Source organism: Bordetella flabilis, assembly GCF_001676725.1.
GTDB classification, from domain to species: domain Bacteria; phylum Pseudomonadota; class Gammaproteobacteria; order Burkholderiales; family Burkholderiaceae_B; genus Bordetella_C; species Bordetella_C flabilis.
This window is the reverse complement of record NZ_CP016172.1, coordinates 2,272,429-2,288,182: the sequence shown is the minus strand read 5'-3', so window position 1 is coordinate 2,288,182 and position 15,754 is coordinate 2,272,429. Positions and strand designations below refer to the sequence as shown.

Sequence of the window (15,754 nt, the reverse complement as noted above, 5' to 3'; positions counted from 1 at the left end):
GGCCGCACCCGGGCAAATAGGCGTCAACGCTGGCCGAAGCTGGCTTGCGCGAACAAAGCCTTGATCTCATGGGGCGGCGAGCGCCAGTATTGCCTGGGCGCCTGAACCTGCTGGCCCAAGTGGGCGGCCGCATGCCAGGGCCAGCGCGGGTTGTAGAGCATCCCGCGCGCCAGGGACACCATATCGGCCTGCCCCTGGGCAACGATGGCGTCCGCATGTTCGGGCTCGGTGATGAGTCCCACGGCCATCGTGGTGATTCCGGTTTCGCGCTTGATGCGTTCGGCGAAGGGCACCTGGTAGCCGGGCGACAGTGGAATTTTCTGGGCCGGCGACATCCCGCCGGACGATACATCGATGTAGTCGCAGCCCCTTGCCTTCAGGGCCTGGGCGAAGGCCACGGTCTGGTCCGCATCCCACCCGCCATCGACCCAATCAGTGGCGGATACCCGAACCCCCACCGGCTTGTCGGCATTGAAGGCCGCGCGCACGGCGTCGAAAACCTCCAGCGGAAAACGCATACGGTTCTCCAGGCTGCCGCCGTACTGGTCGGTGCGCCGATTCGCCAACGGGGACAGGAATTGGTGCATCAGATAACCATGGGCGGCATGTAGCTCGACAGTGTCGAAACCCAGGCGATCGGCACGGCGCGCCGCGGCCACGAAGGCGTTGCGCACGCGCTCCAGGCCTGCCGCATCGAGCGCCCGCGGTGCTTCCTCGCCGTCCTTGTAGGGTACCGCCGAGGGAGCGTCGCACAGCCATCCCCCTTCAGCCTGGGGCAACTGGTTGCCGCCTTCCCATGGCGCGCGGCTGGAAGCCTTGCGGCCGGCGTGGGCCAGTTGCACGCCCATCCGGATGGGCGAATAGCGCCGTATTGCCTGCATCACTTTTGCGATGGAGTGTTCGGTATCGTCATCCCACAGGCCCAGATCGGCCGGCGTGATACGTCCGCCCGGCTCGACCGCGGTAGCTTCGACGAACAGCAGGCCGGCACCGGAAAGCGCGAGGTGGCCCAGATGGATCATGTGCCAATCCGTCGCTCTGCCGTTATCGGCGGAGTATTCGCACATGGGGGAGATGACGATGCGGTTCGCCAAGGGCAGCTTGCCGAGGTCGATGGCAGAAAACAGGGAGGTCATGCGGACTCCGGGTATAGAAGATACACGGTTGTTATACCGCAGCGCTTCCCGCGCGAACCTGAATCCCCTACTCCGCTCATGTCGGCAAGCGCGCGGCCTCGTAGACGAGCGCGGCCGCCGTGAGGTCCTCGAGCGCACTACCCACCGCCTTGAAGATCGTGATCTCGCTATCGTCCCTGCGTCCCGGCAGCGTGCCATCGGCCAACTGATGCAAGGTGCCGCGTATATCGGCCCGCGCAAGCGTTCCGGCTTCCAGCGCGCGCAGCAGGTCGCCCGCCTTGGTAGCCGCTTCGTCGGTGTCAACATAGACCGAAGCCTTGGCGAAACAATCGGGATGGGCCTCGATCATCTCGGGTTTGAAGCTGCCGATAAGATCCAGGTGCGTTCCCGGCTGCAGCCATGCCGCCTGGATCAGCGGCTCCGTGGATAGCGTCGCGCAACTGACGATATCCGACTGCTCCACAGCCTGCTGCAGATCCGTGACGGCCTGGGCAGGGATGCCCTGGTCACGCAAGGCGGCGGCCAACGCCTCCGCGCCCGCCGGACGCAGGTTCCAGACCCGTACCGTCTCGATGGGGCGCACGGCGCGCATGGCCTGCGCGACCAGCGCGGCGATACGGCCGGATCCCACGATGGTCAGCGCGCGCGCGTCGGACCTGGCCAGGTACGACGCGCCGAGCGCCGCTGCGGCCGCCGTGCGATAGACCGTGATGACGTCGCCGTCCAGGCTGGCCAGGGGCACACCGGTCTGCGCGCTGTACAGCGTGTAGGTCGCATGCAGGCCCGGCAGGCCCACGGCGCCATTATCGGGGAAGATATTGATGACCTTGACGCCGAAGTAGCCGTCGTCATTCCACGCCGGCATGATCAGCGATACACCATGCCGTCCGCCGGATTCGATGGCATGGGTGTGCCGGGTCGGCACCGAGGCGCCTTGCGCGAACGCCGACCGCAACGCGGGTATCAGCGTCGGAAATGACAGGGCGGCGCGGGTGCGCGCGGCATCGATTGTGAGCATCGGGATATCCTCCAGAAGCGCAATTATGCCGCGCGCGGGCGCGCTTTTCCGCTAGGCCTGCGTAACGCGTACCGATGTGCCGATAGGCAGCGTACGGATACGCGTGCCAACGGCGTCATGGATGGCATTGGCCAGCGCCGGCGCCAAGGGCGGCACGCCGGGCTCGCCCACACCGGTGGGCGCCTCGGCCGACGGCACAAGATGCACTTCGATCACAGGCATCTCGTTGATCCGCAGCACCGGGTAATCGTTGAAATTGCCTTGCTCGACTGCGCCGTCCTTCAGCGTGATCGCGCCATGCAGCGCGGCGGCCAGCGCGAACCCGATCCCGCCTTCCATCTGTGCCTTCACCACGTCGGGGTTGACCACGACGCCGCAGTCGACCGCGCATACCACGCGGTCCACCTTGAGCGTGCCGTCCTTGGCCACGGTGACCTCCACCACTTCCGCAACGCGTGTATTGAAGGATTCGTGCAGCGCCACGCCGCGGCCGCGGCGAGCGCCGTCGGCCGCCGGCGCCAGCGGGGTGCCCCACTGTGCCTTCTCGGCGGCAAGCTTCAGCACCTGCTGATGGCGCGGGAACTTATCGAGCATGGCCAGGCGATACGCGACCGGATCCTTGTTCGCCAGACGCGCGGCTTCGTCGATCAGGCTCTCCGCCGAAAACGCGGTGTGGGTATGGCCTACCGAGCGGAACCACAGGACCGGCACGGGGACGTCGGTCGGGGTATGCAGTTCGACCTGCAGGTTCGGTACGGCATACGGCAGGTCCGCCTGCCCTTCCACCGAGGTTGCATCGATGCCGTTCTTTACCATGAACGGTTCCAGCGTCGTGCCGCGCATGATCGATTGGCCGACGATGCGCACATGCCACGCCTGCAGGTTGCCCTGGTCATCCAGGCCGACACGGGCGCGGTGCAGGTTCATCGGACGGTAGTAGCCGCCACGCGTGTCGTCCTCGCGCGTCCACACCATCTTGACGGGGGCATGGATGCCCTGGTCGCGGGCAGCCTTCGCAATCGCCACCGCCTCCAGCACATAGTCGGATTGCGAACTGGCGCGGCGTCCGAAGCTGCCACCCGAATAGAGCTGCGTGATCTTGATCTGCTCCGGCTTCATGCCCAGCAAGGCCGCGACCAGGTTCTGGTCCACGGTCTGGAACTGCTCGCCGTTCCATATCTCGCATTGGGCAGCGTCCAGCCGCACCAGGCAGTTCAGCGGCTCCATGGCGGCATGCGCCAGATAAGGGAATTCGAAATCGGCTTCGATGCGTTTGGCCGCCTTGGACAGCGCGCCATCGACGTCACCGGACTTCGCGGCGACAGCGCCGGGCGTGCCCGCAGCGTCGCGATACTGCGCGAGCAGTTCCGGCGTGCTTTTGCGATAAGCCTTGCTCTCGTCCCATTGGATCTGCAAGGCATCGCGCCCCGCGCGGGCAGCCCAGGTATTGGTTGCCAGCACCGCCACCCCACCGAAGCGATGGGCGTTGCCCGCGAACCGCACGACCGCCTTTACGCCGGGCACGGCCTTGGCCTTGCTGTCGTCCACGCTGGCCACGGTCGCGCCGAAGTACGGTGGATGCGCGGGGACGGCGACGAGCATACCGGGCAGCTTGATGTCCTGCGTAAATATCGCCGTCCCGTTGGTCTTCGCGTCGTTGTCGACCCGGTGCACCCCGGTCTTGCCAATCAGGGTGAAGGCTTCCGGATTTTTCAACGCGACCTGCGTGGGCACCGCCTGCCGCGCGGCGGCCGCGGCCAGCTCGCCGAAACCCGCCTTGCGTCCGGAAGCGGCATGGGCCACGACGCCCTGGCTTACCGTGATGGCGTCCGCAGGTACCTTCCATTGCTCGGCCGCCGCGGCCACCAGCATGGCCCGCGCCGCTGCGCCTGCCTTGCGCATCTGCTCATAAGAGTTCGCGATGGCGGTACTGCCGCCGGTGCCCTGCATGCCAAAGGCAAGGTTCTTGTACAGGGCGGCGTCCGCCGGGGCGCCTACCACCCTCACCTGCTTCCAATCCGCGTCCATTTCGTCCGCGACCAGGGTGGCCAGACCGGTGTAGGTACCCTGGCCCATTTCCAGATGCTTGGACAGCACCGTGACGGTACCATCGGCATCGACGCGCACGAAGGCGTTGGGGACGAAGGTCTTGCCTTTCGCCGCCTTGCCGCCCTGTGCCGCATCGGCAGCCGCCAGCGCCGGACCCAACTGGACGCTCAGCAGCAGGCTTCCAGCGCCTTGCAGGAAGCGGCGACGGCTCACGTTGCGGACCGCCACGGCGGCCCCCGAATTGGCCGTGAAAGCGGGCATCATGGTGTTGATCAGTGATTTCATCGACGATCTCCTCAGGCCAGCGCCTGGGCGGCGTGGTGAATGGCAGCGCGGATGCGCACATACGTGGCGCAGCGGCAGATATTGCCGCCCATGGCCGCGTCGATGTCGTCATCGGTGGGCTTTTTGTTCTGCTTCAGTAGCGCGACCGCCGACATGATCTGCCCCGACTGGCAATAGCCGCATTGCACGACATCGAGTTCGCGCCATGCGGACTGGACGGCATGTCCCACCGGGTCCGTCCCGACGCCTTCGATGGTGGTGATCTTCTGGCTGGCCACGGCGGAAATGGGCGTCACACAGGAGCGGATAGGATTGCCGTCCGCATGTACGGTACAGGCGCCGCACAGCGCCATGCCGCAGCCGTACTTGGTCCCCGTCATGTTCGCCACATCGCGCAAGGCCCACAAGAGCGGCATCTCGTCCGGCGCATCGACCGTGACATCCTTGCCGTTGATGTTCAGTTTTGCCATGGTGGCTCCTCATTGAAGACGTGCGGGCGACGGCGCGCCGCCCGGCTAGTTCGCGAGGATAAAGGGACAGGCTGTGCGCAACAATGCCAATTCCTGCGCGATTCTTGCCCGATCCTCTCGCACCGCAATGAGGTTTATGATGAATCGCGGCCCGAGCCCGCATAACGGCCTGTAGGCCGCACGACCGTTTCCGCACGCACAACCTTCAAGGAGTACGAGCATGAAGAGAAAAGCATCCGCGGTATGGAAGGGTGACCTCAAGTCCGGTACCGGGACGATCTCGACGCAGAGCGGCGCGCTCTCCAGCGCGCCGTACGGCTTCAAGACCCGGTTCGAGGACGCGAACGGCACCAACCCGGAAGAATTGCTGGGTGCCGCGCACGCCGGCTGTTTTTCCATGGCGCTTTCCAACATCCTCGGCGAATCGGGGCTGACCGCCGACAGCATCGAGACCGAAGCCATCGTTACCTTGGACAAGGCGGACGGCGGATTCGCCATCACGGCCGTCCATCTGACCGTCAGGGCGAAGATACCGGGCGCCGACGCCCAGGCCTTCGAAGATGCCGCCAACAAGGCCAAGGCGGGTTGCCCCGTATCCAAGGTATTGAATGCGACCATCACCATGGACGCGCGGCTGGCCTGAAGCCGTCCGTCACCCCGGCAGGGCGATCCGCCTGAACACGGCCGCCAGATCTTCCGATGTATAGGGCTTCAGCACGTAGGTGGCTCCGGCCAAAGCCTCGTGCGCCGGGGTGCTGCCGGGGTCATGGCCGGACGCGAAAAGTATGCGCAGCCCCGGATGGCGTTCACGCGCCGCCGCGGCCAGCGCCACACCCGAGATCTGCGGCAGCCCGATATCGGTCATGAGTACGTCGGCATGGTCGGAAGCCAGCGCTGCCAGGGCTTGCGCGGCATCTTCGGCCTGCACTACATGGTGGCCAAGCGCCTCCAGCATATCGGCAGTGGCCGAGCGTATAAGGTCATCGTCTTCCACCAGCACCACATGCAGGGGCTTCCCGCCTGGCCCGACGTGCGGCTCCCGTGTCAGCGGCAAACGCCCTTGCCGGACATCCTGCGCGGCGTTGCGCTGCTGCTGGTTGCGCAATACATGCCGGATCTTGCGTGCCAGTGCCTCCCGCGTGTATGGCTTGCTCAGGAGCTCGATGCCTTCGTCGAGGCGTCCACCATGGACGATGGCATTCTCGGTATAGCCGGATGTGAACAATACCGCCACGCCGGGCAGGCGCTCGCGGGTCTTGCGGGCCAGCTCGGGGCTGCGCAAGGGGCCGGGCATGACGACATCCGTAAAAAGCAGATCGATCGGCACTCCGCTTTCCACAATCGCCAGGGCACTCTGTGCGTCGCGGGCCTTGAGCACGCGATAGCCAAGTTCGGCCAGCATTTCCACCACCGTGGTCCGGACCTCCTCGTCATCCTCGACGGCGAGTATGGTTTCGCTACCTCCGGCAATGGGGCCGGTGTCGAGTTCGGTCTCCAGGTCTTCCTCCTGCCGCTCGCGCGGCAGGTACAGGCGCACCGTCGTACCCTGCCCTGGTTCGCTGTAGATCTTGACGTGCCCCTTGGACTGCTTGATGAAGCCATACACCATGCTCAGTCCCAGACCGGTGCCGCGCCCCTCCGGCTTGGTGGTGAAGAACGGCTCGAACACGTGTTCAAGCACCTCCGGCGTCATGCCGCTGCCGGTGTCCGTGACGGCGACCATCACATATTGCCCGGGAAGCACGTCTGCATGACGAGCTGCATAATCGTCGTCCAGCAGGGCATTGCCCGCCTCGATGGTCAGGCGGCCATGTCCTTGCATGGCGTCGCGTGCGTTGATCGCCAGATTCAGCAGCGCGTTCTCCACCTGGAAAGGGTCGACCAGCGTATTCCACAGCCCCCCCGACACCACGGTCTCGATCTCGATACTGTCGCCCAGTGCGCGGCGCAGCATATCGTCCAGGCCACGGATGAACCGGCCCAGGTTGACGACCTTGGGCGCCAGGGGCTGCCTGCGGCCGAAGGCCAGCAACTGCGAAGCCAGCTTCGAGCCGCGCGCGACCCCCGCCAGCGCATTGTTGACACGCTTCTCGGCCCTTTCACTCCCCACGACATCGCGCGCCAGCAGTTGCAGGTTGCCACCGATCACCTGCAGCAGATTGTTGAAGTCATGGGCGACGCCGCCGGTCAGTTTGCCCACGGCTTCCATCTTGTGAGCCAGGCGCAGCGCTTCTTCAGCCTGGCGCAGCGCCTCGGCCGCTTCCTTGGCGGCGGTCACGTCGCGACCGACCCCATGCACTTCGTTGTGGTGCGGGTCGGCGGTCAAGGTCCACGCGACCCAGCACCAGCTTCCGTCCGCCTTGCGCATGCGGCCTTCGTATGAGACCGACCCGCCCCGCGCCCGCAAGGCCCCCATCGCCCGGGCGGCCTCGGCCCGATCGTCCGGATGGATCAGGTCGGCATAGTTCTGCAACATCAATGCTTCGACGCCATGGCCGAGCACACGGGTCCACGATGGACTGACACGGCGCAGGTGGCCCACGTCGTCGCCTATGGCAAGCAGGTCGGCGCTCAGTTCCCAGAGGCGATCGCGCTCCGCCAGCGCCTGCGCCACGCGCAGCTCCAGCGTTTCGTTCAACTGGCGCAAGGCGTCCTGTGCCTCGGTACGCCGGGCGATCTCCGATTGCGCCGCCTGGTACAAGCGCGCGTTGTCGATGGCAATGGCGGCCTGGGCCGCAATGCCGACCACGAGGCGCTCCGCCTTCTCGGAAAAAACGCCAGGTTCGGGATGGCCGAAGAACAGCCCGCCCAGCACTTCGCCGCTACGCGACATGACCGGGGTGGCGAGATAGCTGCGTACCGGCAGGTGCCCCTCCGGCATGCCACGGTACGGCGCATTGTGGCCGTAGCGCGCGTCCTGCGTGATATCGCTGGAACGCACCACGCCCTCGCCACGAAACGTGGGACCGAAAACCTTGGTGTTACGCGGCATCGGGAAGCGCGAAAACGCTTCCCGGGAGGCGCCGGACAGCGTGTAGAGCGTATAGCTTTCCCCGCGGTCGTTGAGCACGTTGTAGAAGAACGCACCGAAGGAAGCCCCCGTCAATTCCGTGGCGGCATCGGTGACGGCTTGCACGGCGCGCCCCAGGTCCAGTTCTGCCGCAATGGTGGTACCCACCTCGTTCAGGACTTCGAGTATCCGCGCGTCCTCCATCAGTTTGCGCGCGGTTTCCTGCTGCAAGCGATACATGCGCACGTTGCTGCCCACGCGCGCCAGCAGTTCCCTTGCCGAAAACGGCTTGGTTATATAGTCGTCGGCCCCTGCTCCCAAGCCTTCGACGCGTGACTCCTCGCCGGCGCGCGCGGACATCAGCAGGACCGGTATCTCGCGTAGCCGGGCGTCCTGGCGCAATGCCGCCAATAGGCCGAAGCCGTCCATCCGGGGCATCATCACGTCGGAAAGGATAAGGCTGGGCGGGTCCTGCGATGCGGCGGCCAGACCGGCATCGCCGTCCACCGCCGTGGAAACGCGGTATCCCGCCGCTTGCAGGATGCGGCTGACGTAGTCGCGCAAATCCGCATTGTCGTCGACGACCAGGATGCGCTCGGCGTGCTCGGCGTTGTCGCCGGAGCTCGTTTCCAATAACGACGACAGGACGGGCGCCTCGGCCCGGCCGCCATCGGCGCTGGGCAACCAGCGCAATGCATCCGCGACATAGGCCTGCGCGGCGACACTGGTGGTCGCGCCCGGATCCTCCTGGCTGGCCCCAGGCGCCGGCAGATGGGCGGTTCCCAACGGCACCTTCACGGTGAACGTCGATCCCACACCGGGCTCGCTCTCCACATCGATCGAGCCGCCCTGCAGCTTCACCAGCTCCTGCACGAGCGCCAGGCCGATGCCGGTTCCCTCCATGCTGCGGCCCACGGCGCCCGCGACCCGCTGGAAGCGGTCGAACACATGTGGCAACTCGTGCGCCGGGATACCGATGCCCGTGTCGCGCACGCGCAGCTCCACGCATGCGCCGTCCGGAGAAACACCCATGTGCACCGCGATCTGGCCTTCTATGGTGAACTTGAATGCATTGGAAAGCAGGTTCAGGACAATCTTTTCCCACATGTCGCGGTCCACGTGGACCGCTTGCGGCAAAGTCGGACAGTCGACGATCAGGCGCAGCCCGGCCTTCTCCGTCGCAGATCGGAACAGCGAAGCAAGTTCCGCGGTCAATGCTGCCAGGTCGGTCGGCACATATCTGGCCTGCATGCGTCCGGCTTCGATCCGCGAGAAGTCCAGCAGGCTGTTGACCAGCTTGAGCAGACGCAGCCCGTTGCGGTAGGTGAGATCCACCAGGGGACGCTGGTCATCGTCGGCAGGCATGCCCCGCAGCAGTTCCTCCAGCGGGCCGAGCATCAGCGTCAAAGGCGTACGGAACTCGTGGCTGATGTTGGAAAAGAAGGTGGTTTTCGCATGATCGATTTCGGCCAGGGCGCGTGCGCGGCGCCGCTCTTCTTCATAGGCATGCGCATAGCCGACGGCCGCGCCGATCTGCCCGGCGGCCAGGTTCAGGAAACCGCTATAGCGTTCGTCGAAGAGTCGATAGGGGTTCAGGCCGACGATCAGCACGGCCGCGCGGCCGGAGTCACCCGAAGGCGATATCGGCAGCATGGCGGCTCGTGTCGGCGCGTGGCGCCAAGGCCCACGTGGCAGGCTCGCGCCGAAGCGCTGCGGCAAATCATCGACCAGCAGCAATTCCTGCTTGCGCAGCACCTCGGCAATCGGCCACAACGACGAAGCGGCATCGCCCATGGCCGCGGGCGCGGCGACATGGCCGGCTTCGATACCGCTGCTGCCGACCAGCGTAACGCGGGTACTGCCCGGCTCCGCTGCATAGAGCATGGCAAAAGGCAGGTCGGAGGGATTCAGGCCGAGCGCCTCGGCACTGAGCGTACCTGCTTCTTCCCACGTCCGCGCATGCGCCGTCATCGTTGCAAGCTCCCGCAAGAGCCGCAGTTGGCGTTCGCTGATGACCCGCGCCGTATCGTCGCTATTGGCGCAGATAATGCCGCCGGCATCGCCGTCATCCGTCGGAATGGGGCTATACGAGAACGTGTAGTAGGTTTCCTCCGGATAGCCGTTGCGCTCCATGAGCAGGAACTTCTCTTCGACGTAGGTGCCTTCGGTGCCGCTCATTGAGGTCCGCAGCAGGGGACCGATGTCGTCCCAGATCTCTTGCCACACGGCCACGGTGGGACGGCCCAGTGCGGTGGGATGCTTCCCTCCGATGATGGCCTTGTATGGATCGTTGTAGAAGAAGAGCAGATCCTCGCCCCAGCCGATCCAGATGGGTTGGCGGGAAGTCAGCATGATCCGTACAGCGGTTTTCAGGCTTTGCGGCCAATCGACGGGCCGCCCCAAGGGGGTGGCGGTCCAGTCATGCGCCCGGATCAGGGCGCCCATTTCGCCGCCGCCCGCCAGAAAAGAAGGCGACGGATCCTCCCGGCCGCCGGCGGCCTCCGGAAATCGCTGCATCTCGCTTCCGCTCCTTGCTCTGCATGTGGATTGATGCGGGCTTCTGACACGCCGGTGCGCGCATCACAGCGCAAGGAATATATCACCGGCTGAGGAGTACATTCGAAGGCCGCCATTCCGACCTCACGCCCTTCGGGCCGGCCCGGCCATCGTCCCGCCGGACGCCTGCGAGGCGGGCCGGCGCGGGCCCGCCGCTTGCCTTGGCCGCAGCCTGGCTGACAAAGACTGACCACTGCCAATAACTTTCGATAGAAAAAATCTACCAACCACCAAGTAGCAATTCAATTGACCAACCTACGCACGCCGCAGACAATAAGAACCATTCTCAAGAAGGATAACGTTGTGACGAACCTCATCTTCGCGATCTCAGGCGGCAAGGCGATACTGCCGGGCGACGGAAAACTTCGCGCCGGCCTGCGCCGCCTGGTTGGTTCGGGCCTGCTGGTCGCTGTCGGCTACATCGACCCCGGCAACTGGGCCACCGATATCGCGGGAGGCAGCCGCTTCGGTTATCACCTGCTGATGGTGGTTTTCGCCGCAGCGTTCCTGGCGTTGGGTTTCCAGATACTGGTGTCTCGCCTTGCCCTGGCGACAGGAGAGGATTTGGCCGCGCTGACGGTACGCCACCTTCCCCGGCCGCTGGCACGGGCGGCGTGGCTGGCAGGCGAAGCGGCCATTCTTGCCACGGCCTTGGCCGAATTGATCGGTGGCGCCATCGCGCTGCGCCTGCTGTTCGGCATTCCGCTGACGGCGGGTGTGGCGATGACCGGGGCCGGCACCTATGCCGTTCTGCTTTTCGCGCGCAACAATGCGGACCGCCACGAGCAGGTCATCGGGCTCTTGCTGGCGATCGTGTCGGTGTCCTTTGTCTTTTTACTCTTCAAGGCCAATCCTGACTGGACGGCGGTAGCGCAGGGTACGGTGAGACCGATCTCGGCGCTGCGCGACCCCGCCGGGTTCATGATTGCGCTGGGCATCATCGGCGCGACGCTGATGCCGCACAATCTTTACCTGCACTCTGGATCGCTGGCGCAACGCGCCAAGGACCTGCCCCCGTCGACCCGGCGAATCGCCATGCGCGTCGCGCGCAACGACACGCTGTTCTCGCTGGGCATTGCCACCCTGATCAATGCCGCGATCATGATTGTCGCAGCCGCATCCTTGTCCGGCACCGGCCTGGAAATAGCCAGCCTGGATCAGGCGCATGCAGTCATCGGCAAGACCCTCGGAGTGGCAGCTGCAGTCGTCTTTGCCGTTGCGTTGTATGCGGCGGGCCAGAGTTCGACCATCACGGGCGTGCTGGCGGGCAAGGTACTGTCGAACGGCTTCAGCACCGGTGGCTGGTCGGATCGAAAGCGTGCGCTGATTACCCGAGCGGTCGCGGGTGTGGCGGCCATGGCCATGCTGGGATACAGCGGCGGCCAGGATCCCGATCAGTTGCTGGTGCTCAGCCAGGTCATCCTGAGCCTGGCCTTGCCCTTCGCACTGGTACCGCTTGTCATGCTGGCGGTGAGGCGCGACGTCATGAAGGCCTATGCATTGACCGGAATATGGCGCGCCTTGGCGGTCGGGGCGACAGCAACCATCATCCTGCTCGACGCCTATCTGTTGATCGCACAGGCAATGTAGGGATAAAAGACGGGCCCGCACAGCGCGAGCCCGCCTTTTGGCGCTGAGTTCAGGCCGTTTCCAACTCGCCCAGATAGGCCGCACGGACCTTCCGATCGTTCAGCAAGGCCCTGCCCTCGCCGGCCAGAATCAGTTCACCTGATTCCATGACATAGCCGCGCTTGCTGTGCTCCAAAGCCAGACGAGCGTTCTGCTCGATCAGCAGGATGGTGACCCCATCGGCCGCAATGTCGCGTATGACTTCGAAGACCTTCTCCACCATCAGCGGAGCCAGTCCCATGGAAGGCTCGTCCAGCAACAGCAGCGTGGGCCGCGCGATCATGGCCCGGCCCAAGGCGACCATTTGCTGCTCGCCACCGGACAACGTGCCAGCCGCTTGCTTGCGGCGTTCCGCCAGGCGCGGGAACTGTTCGAACACCCGCTCGGTGTCGGCTCGAATCGCCGCCGCATCCCGCCGCACATAGGCGCCCATCGCCAGGTTTTCCTCGATGGTGAGCTGGCCGAATATGCCGCGGCCCTCCGGCACCATGATGAGCCCCTCGCGCACCAGCTCGTGCGGCCGACGGCCCCGGATGGGGGTGCCGCGATAACGGACTTCCCCACCTGCAGCCGGAACGAGTCCGCACACCGCCCGCAAGGTAGAGCTCTTGCCGGCGCCGTTGGCACCAATGAGGCAAACCAGTTCCCCAGGATGGACGACCAGGCTTACGCCGCGCACCGCGCGGATGCCGCCGTAGGCCACTTCCAGATCCCGGAGTTCCAGCAAAGGGGGGGTGTCTTTCACATCGGCGGTTGCTGTCATGCTGCCGCCTCCTGCGCCGCGCCGACGCCGAGATAGGCCTCGATTACCTTCGGATCGCGCTGTACATCTGCCGGTTGGCCCATGGCCAGCACCTTGCCATATTCAAGTACGAGCACCCGGTCGCACAGGCCCATTACCAATTTCATATCGTGTTCGATCAGCAGCACGGTAATGCCATCATCGCGGATTTTCTCGATGAGCTGGCGCAACACCACGGTTTCGGAAGCATTCATGCCGGCGGCCGGCTCGTCCAACGCCAAAAGCCTTGGTTCCGTGGCGAGCGCGCGGGCAATTTCCAGGCGGCGCTGGTCCCCATAGGACAGGGATTTGGCGATGTCATTGGCACGGGCCGCAATCCCGGTATATTCCAGCAGTGCATGGGCGCGCGCCTCGATGTCGGCTTCTTCCGCACGCGTACGCCGGTTGCGCAGCACGGCCCCGATGACGCCGGCGCGCGTCCGGACATGCCGGCCGATCATGACGTTTTCCAGCGCCGTGAGGTTGGCGAACAGGCGGATATTCTGGAACGTGCGGGCCATGCCCAACGCCGCGATTTCATGCGGCTTGGCGCCGATCAGGCTTTCGCCGGCGAACGTGCATTGTCCCGTTTCAGGCACATACAGACCGGTCAGCACATTGAACAGAGTGGTCTTGCCGGCACCGTTCGGTCCGATGAGCCCGTAGATCTCACCAGCGCGGATATCGAAGCTGACGTCCGACAAGGCGTGCAGTCCGCCAAAGCGCTTGCCCAGTCCGCGGGCTTCGAGCAGCGGTGTATTCATGCCGCACCTCCTTGCGTCGGCCGGGCCAGTTCGCGTTTGCGAACCGACGATGGCCACAACCCGGCCGGCCGGAACAGCATCACGCACACCATCGCCAAACCGAACAAAAGCATCCGTATCGCTTCCGGGTCGACCACCACGTCCCCGAAGATGGCTTGCTGGACGGGAACGATCACGGCGCGCAGGAACTCCGGGAATACCGCGAGGATAATGGCACCGAGAATGACGCCCGGGATATTGCCCATGCCGCCGAGGACCACCATGCACAATACGGATATGGATTCCGTCAGGCTGAAGCTTTCGGGGCTGACAAAGCCCTGCATGGATGCGAACAACGCGCCGGCCACGCCGCCGAACGAAGCACCCATGGCGAAGGCCAGCAGCTTGATGTTGCGGGTGTTGATGCCCATGGCCTTCGCCGCCACTTCATCCTCGCGGATGGCTTCCCAGGCTCGGCCGATGCGCGAGTTCTGCAGGCGCACGCAGACAAAGATGATTAGCAAGGTGAGGAGGAGCAGCAGGTAATAGTACTTCTCGGGCCCGGTCACCCGGATTCCAAAGAGCGTCTCCGTACGGTTGAAGGCAAAGCCGGTCACACGGAAGGGATCGATGCGGTTGATGCCCTGGGGACCGTTCGTGATATTGACGGGTGCGTTGAGATTATTCAGGAAGACCCGGATGATCTCGCCGAAGCCCAGTGTCACGATGGCCAGATAATCGCCACGCAGTCTCAGCGTCGGCGCGCCCAGCAGCACGCCGAACAGGCACGCCAGCCCGATGCCCAGCGGCAGGATCGCCCAGAACGGCAGGTGCAGGTTGAAATGCGGCGAAGCCAGCAAGGCCCAGGTGTAGGCGCCCACGGCATAGAAGGCGATATAGCCCAGGTCCAGCAAACCGGCAAAGCCCACCACGATATTCAGGCCCAGCGACAACATCACGTACAGCAGCGCGAAGTTCAGGATCCGGACCCAGCCCTGCCCGGCCAGCCCAAGCACGAAGGGCAGGACCGCCAGGACGACGGCCAACAAGGCCATGCCCAGCAATGCCGACACGGGCGTGCGCGCGCGTAGAGCGGAAGTGGTATTCATGCGCGATCCCCTACGCGTTCGCCGAGCAAGCCGGAGGGACGGAAGATCAGGACCAGCACCAGCACCAGGAAGGCGAACACGTCCTGGTAGTTGCTGCCCATGAAGCCGCCCGTCAGGTCACCGATATATCCCGAACCCAGCGCCTCGATGACGCCCAGCAGCACACCGCCGAACATGGCGCCGGCGAGGTTGCCGATACCGCCCAGCACCGCCGCGGTGAAGGCCTTCAGTCCCAGCATGAAACCCATGGTGTAGTGCGACACGCCGTAGTAGGTCGATACCATCATGCCCGCCACTGCTGCCAAGGCAGACCCGATCAGGAAGGCCGCCGAGATAACCGTGTTGATATTCACGCCCATGAGCCCGGCGACCTCCCGGTTTTGAGCCGTGGCCCGCATGGCGGTACCGAGCCGCGTCTTGTGCACGATGAGCAGCAGGCCGGCCATCATCAGCGCAGCAATGGCGATGATGGCGATCTGCAGCGTGCTGATGCGGGCGCCCCCGAGATCGATGACCCGGGGATCGAGGATTTGCGGGAAGTGAGCGTAGTCGCGGCCCCAGATCATCATGGCGACGTTCTGGATGATGATCGATACGCCGATCGCCGTGATAAGCGCGGCGAGGCGCGGCGCACGCCGCAAGGGGCGATAGGCCACGCGCTCGGCCAGCCAGCCCAGCGCCATGCAAACGGGAACGGCGCACAGCAGGCCTGCTCCCATGACCAGCCAGGGGGATGCCGCGGCGTTGCCACCTACGAGCGCCAGCGCCACGGAGGTCGCGACCATCGCGCCGATCATGACCACGTCGCCGTGTGCGAAGTTGATCAAACCCACGATGCCGTACACCATGGTGTAGCCGAGCGCGACCAGGGCGTACATGCTGCCCTGCGTAAGCCCGTTGATGAGTTGCTGCAGAAAGATTTCCATGAAATGCCAGCTGAAACGGAACCCGCGCAGGCTGCGCGCAGC

General features: G+C 64.9%; 11 protein-coding genes. 2 read left to right on the top strand and 9 right to left on the bottom strand.

What is annotated here, in order from left to right:
- Nucleotides 1–23: 23 nt before the first annotated feature.
- The 4 genes from BAU07_RS09970 to BAU07_RS09955 form a co-directional block, all read right to left on the bottom strand.
- On the bottom strand, nucleotides 24–1,136 hold the full coding sequence (locus BAU07_RS09970) for an NADH:flavin oxidoreductase/NADH oxidase (RefSeq protein ID WP_066656813.1): 1,113 nt from the start codon (nucleotides 1,134–1,136) through the stop codon (nucleotides 24–26).
- A gap of 76 nt (nucleotides 1,137–1,212) precedes the next feature.
- Complete coding sequence (gene lhpI / locus BAU07_RS09965) at nucleotides 1,213–2,154, bottom strand: bifunctional Delta(1)-pyrroline-2-carboxylate/Delta(1)-piperideine-2-carboxylate reductase (RefSeq protein ID WP_066656810.1); 942 nt, start codon at nucleotides 2,152–2,154, stop codon at nucleotides 1,213–1,215.
- Between the two features lie 51 nt (nucleotides 2,155–2,205).
- Entirely contained in the window at nucleotides 2,206–4,467 is a 2,262-nt protein-coding gene (locus BAU07_RS09960; protein ID WP_084026039.1) for a xanthine dehydrogenase family protein molybdopterin-binding subunit, read from the bottom strand.
- A gap of 32 nt (nucleotides 4,468–4,499) precedes the next feature.
- The gene (locus BAU07_RS09955; RefSeq protein WP_066656803.1) at nucleotides 4,500–4,958 is read right to left on the bottom strand and encodes a (2Fe-2S)-binding protein; all 459 of its coding nucleotides are present in this window, start codon (nucleotides 4,956–4,958) and stop codon (nucleotides 4,500–4,502) included.
- Nucleotides 4,959–5,178: 220 nt separating this feature from the next.
- On the opposite strand from BAU07_RS09955, the gene BAU07_RS09950 reads away from it, so the two are divergent.
- Nucleotides 5,179–5,601: an OsmC family protein gene (locus tag BAU07_RS09950; RefSeq protein WP_066656802.1), complete on the top strand. Its 423-nt coding sequence runs from the start codon at nucleotides 5,179–5,181 to the stop codon at nucleotides 5,599–5,601.
- Nucleotides 5,602–5,610: 9 nt separating this feature from the next.
- Here the strand turns inward: BAU07_RS09950 and BAU07_RS09945 are convergent, their stop codons facing one another.
- Entirely contained in the window at nucleotides 5,611–10,485 is a 4,875-nt protein-coding gene (locus tag BAU07_RS09945; protein ID WP_066656801.1) for a response regulator, read from the bottom strand.
- Nucleotides 10,486–10,827: 342 nt separating this feature from the next.
- Here BAU07_RS09945 and BAU07_RS09940 point away from each other — a divergent pair, with 342 nt between their 5' ends.
- The gene (locus BAU07_RS09940) at nucleotides 10,828–12,114 is read left to right on the top strand and encodes an Nramp family divalent metal transporter (protein WP_066656800.1); all 1,287 of its coding nucleotides are present in this window, start codon (nucleotides 10,828–10,830) and stop codon (nucleotides 12,112–12,114) included.
- 49 nt (nucleotides 12,115–12,163) lie between these two features.
- Here the strand turns inward: BAU07_RS09940 and BAU07_RS09935 are convergent, their stop codons facing one another.
- The 4 genes from BAU07_RS09935 to BAU07_RS09920 are packed head-to-tail and all read right to left on the bottom strand — an operon-like array spanning nucleotide 12,164 to nucleotide 15,712.
- Nucleotides 12,164–12,916, bottom strand: a complete 753-nt coding sequence (locus BAU07_RS09935; RefSeq protein ID WP_066656797.1) for an ABC transporter ATP-binding protein — start codon at nucleotides 12,914–12,916, stop codon at nucleotides 12,164–12,166.
- Complete coding sequence (locus tag BAU07_RS09930; RefSeq protein ID WP_066656796.1) at nucleotides 12,913–13,698, bottom strand: ABC transporter ATP-binding protein; 786 nt, start codon at nucleotides 13,696–13,698, stop codon at nucleotides 12,913–12,915. Before BAU07_RS09930 ends, BAU07_RS09935 begins: the two co-directional genes overlap by 4 nt.
- Nucleotides 13,695–14,786 carry an ABC transporter permease subunit gene (locus tag BAU07_RS09925; protein ID WP_066656794.1) on the bottom strand — a complete coding sequence of 364 codons (1,092 nt, stop codon included), beginning with the start codon at nucleotides 14,784–14,786 and terminating at the stop codon, nucleotides 13,695–13,697. Before BAU07_RS09925 ends, BAU07_RS09930 begins: the two co-directional genes overlap by 4 nt.
- Nucleotides 14,783–15,712 (bottom strand): branched-chain amino acid ABC transporter permease, encoded by a 930-nt coding sequence (locus tag BAU07_RS09920; protein ID WP_066656793.1) that lies wholly within the window; start codon nucleotides 15,710–15,712, stop codon nucleotides 14,783–14,785. Before BAU07_RS09920 ends, BAU07_RS09925 begins: the two co-directional genes overlap by 4 nt.
- Nucleotides 15,713–15,754 lie beyond the last annotated feature (42 nt).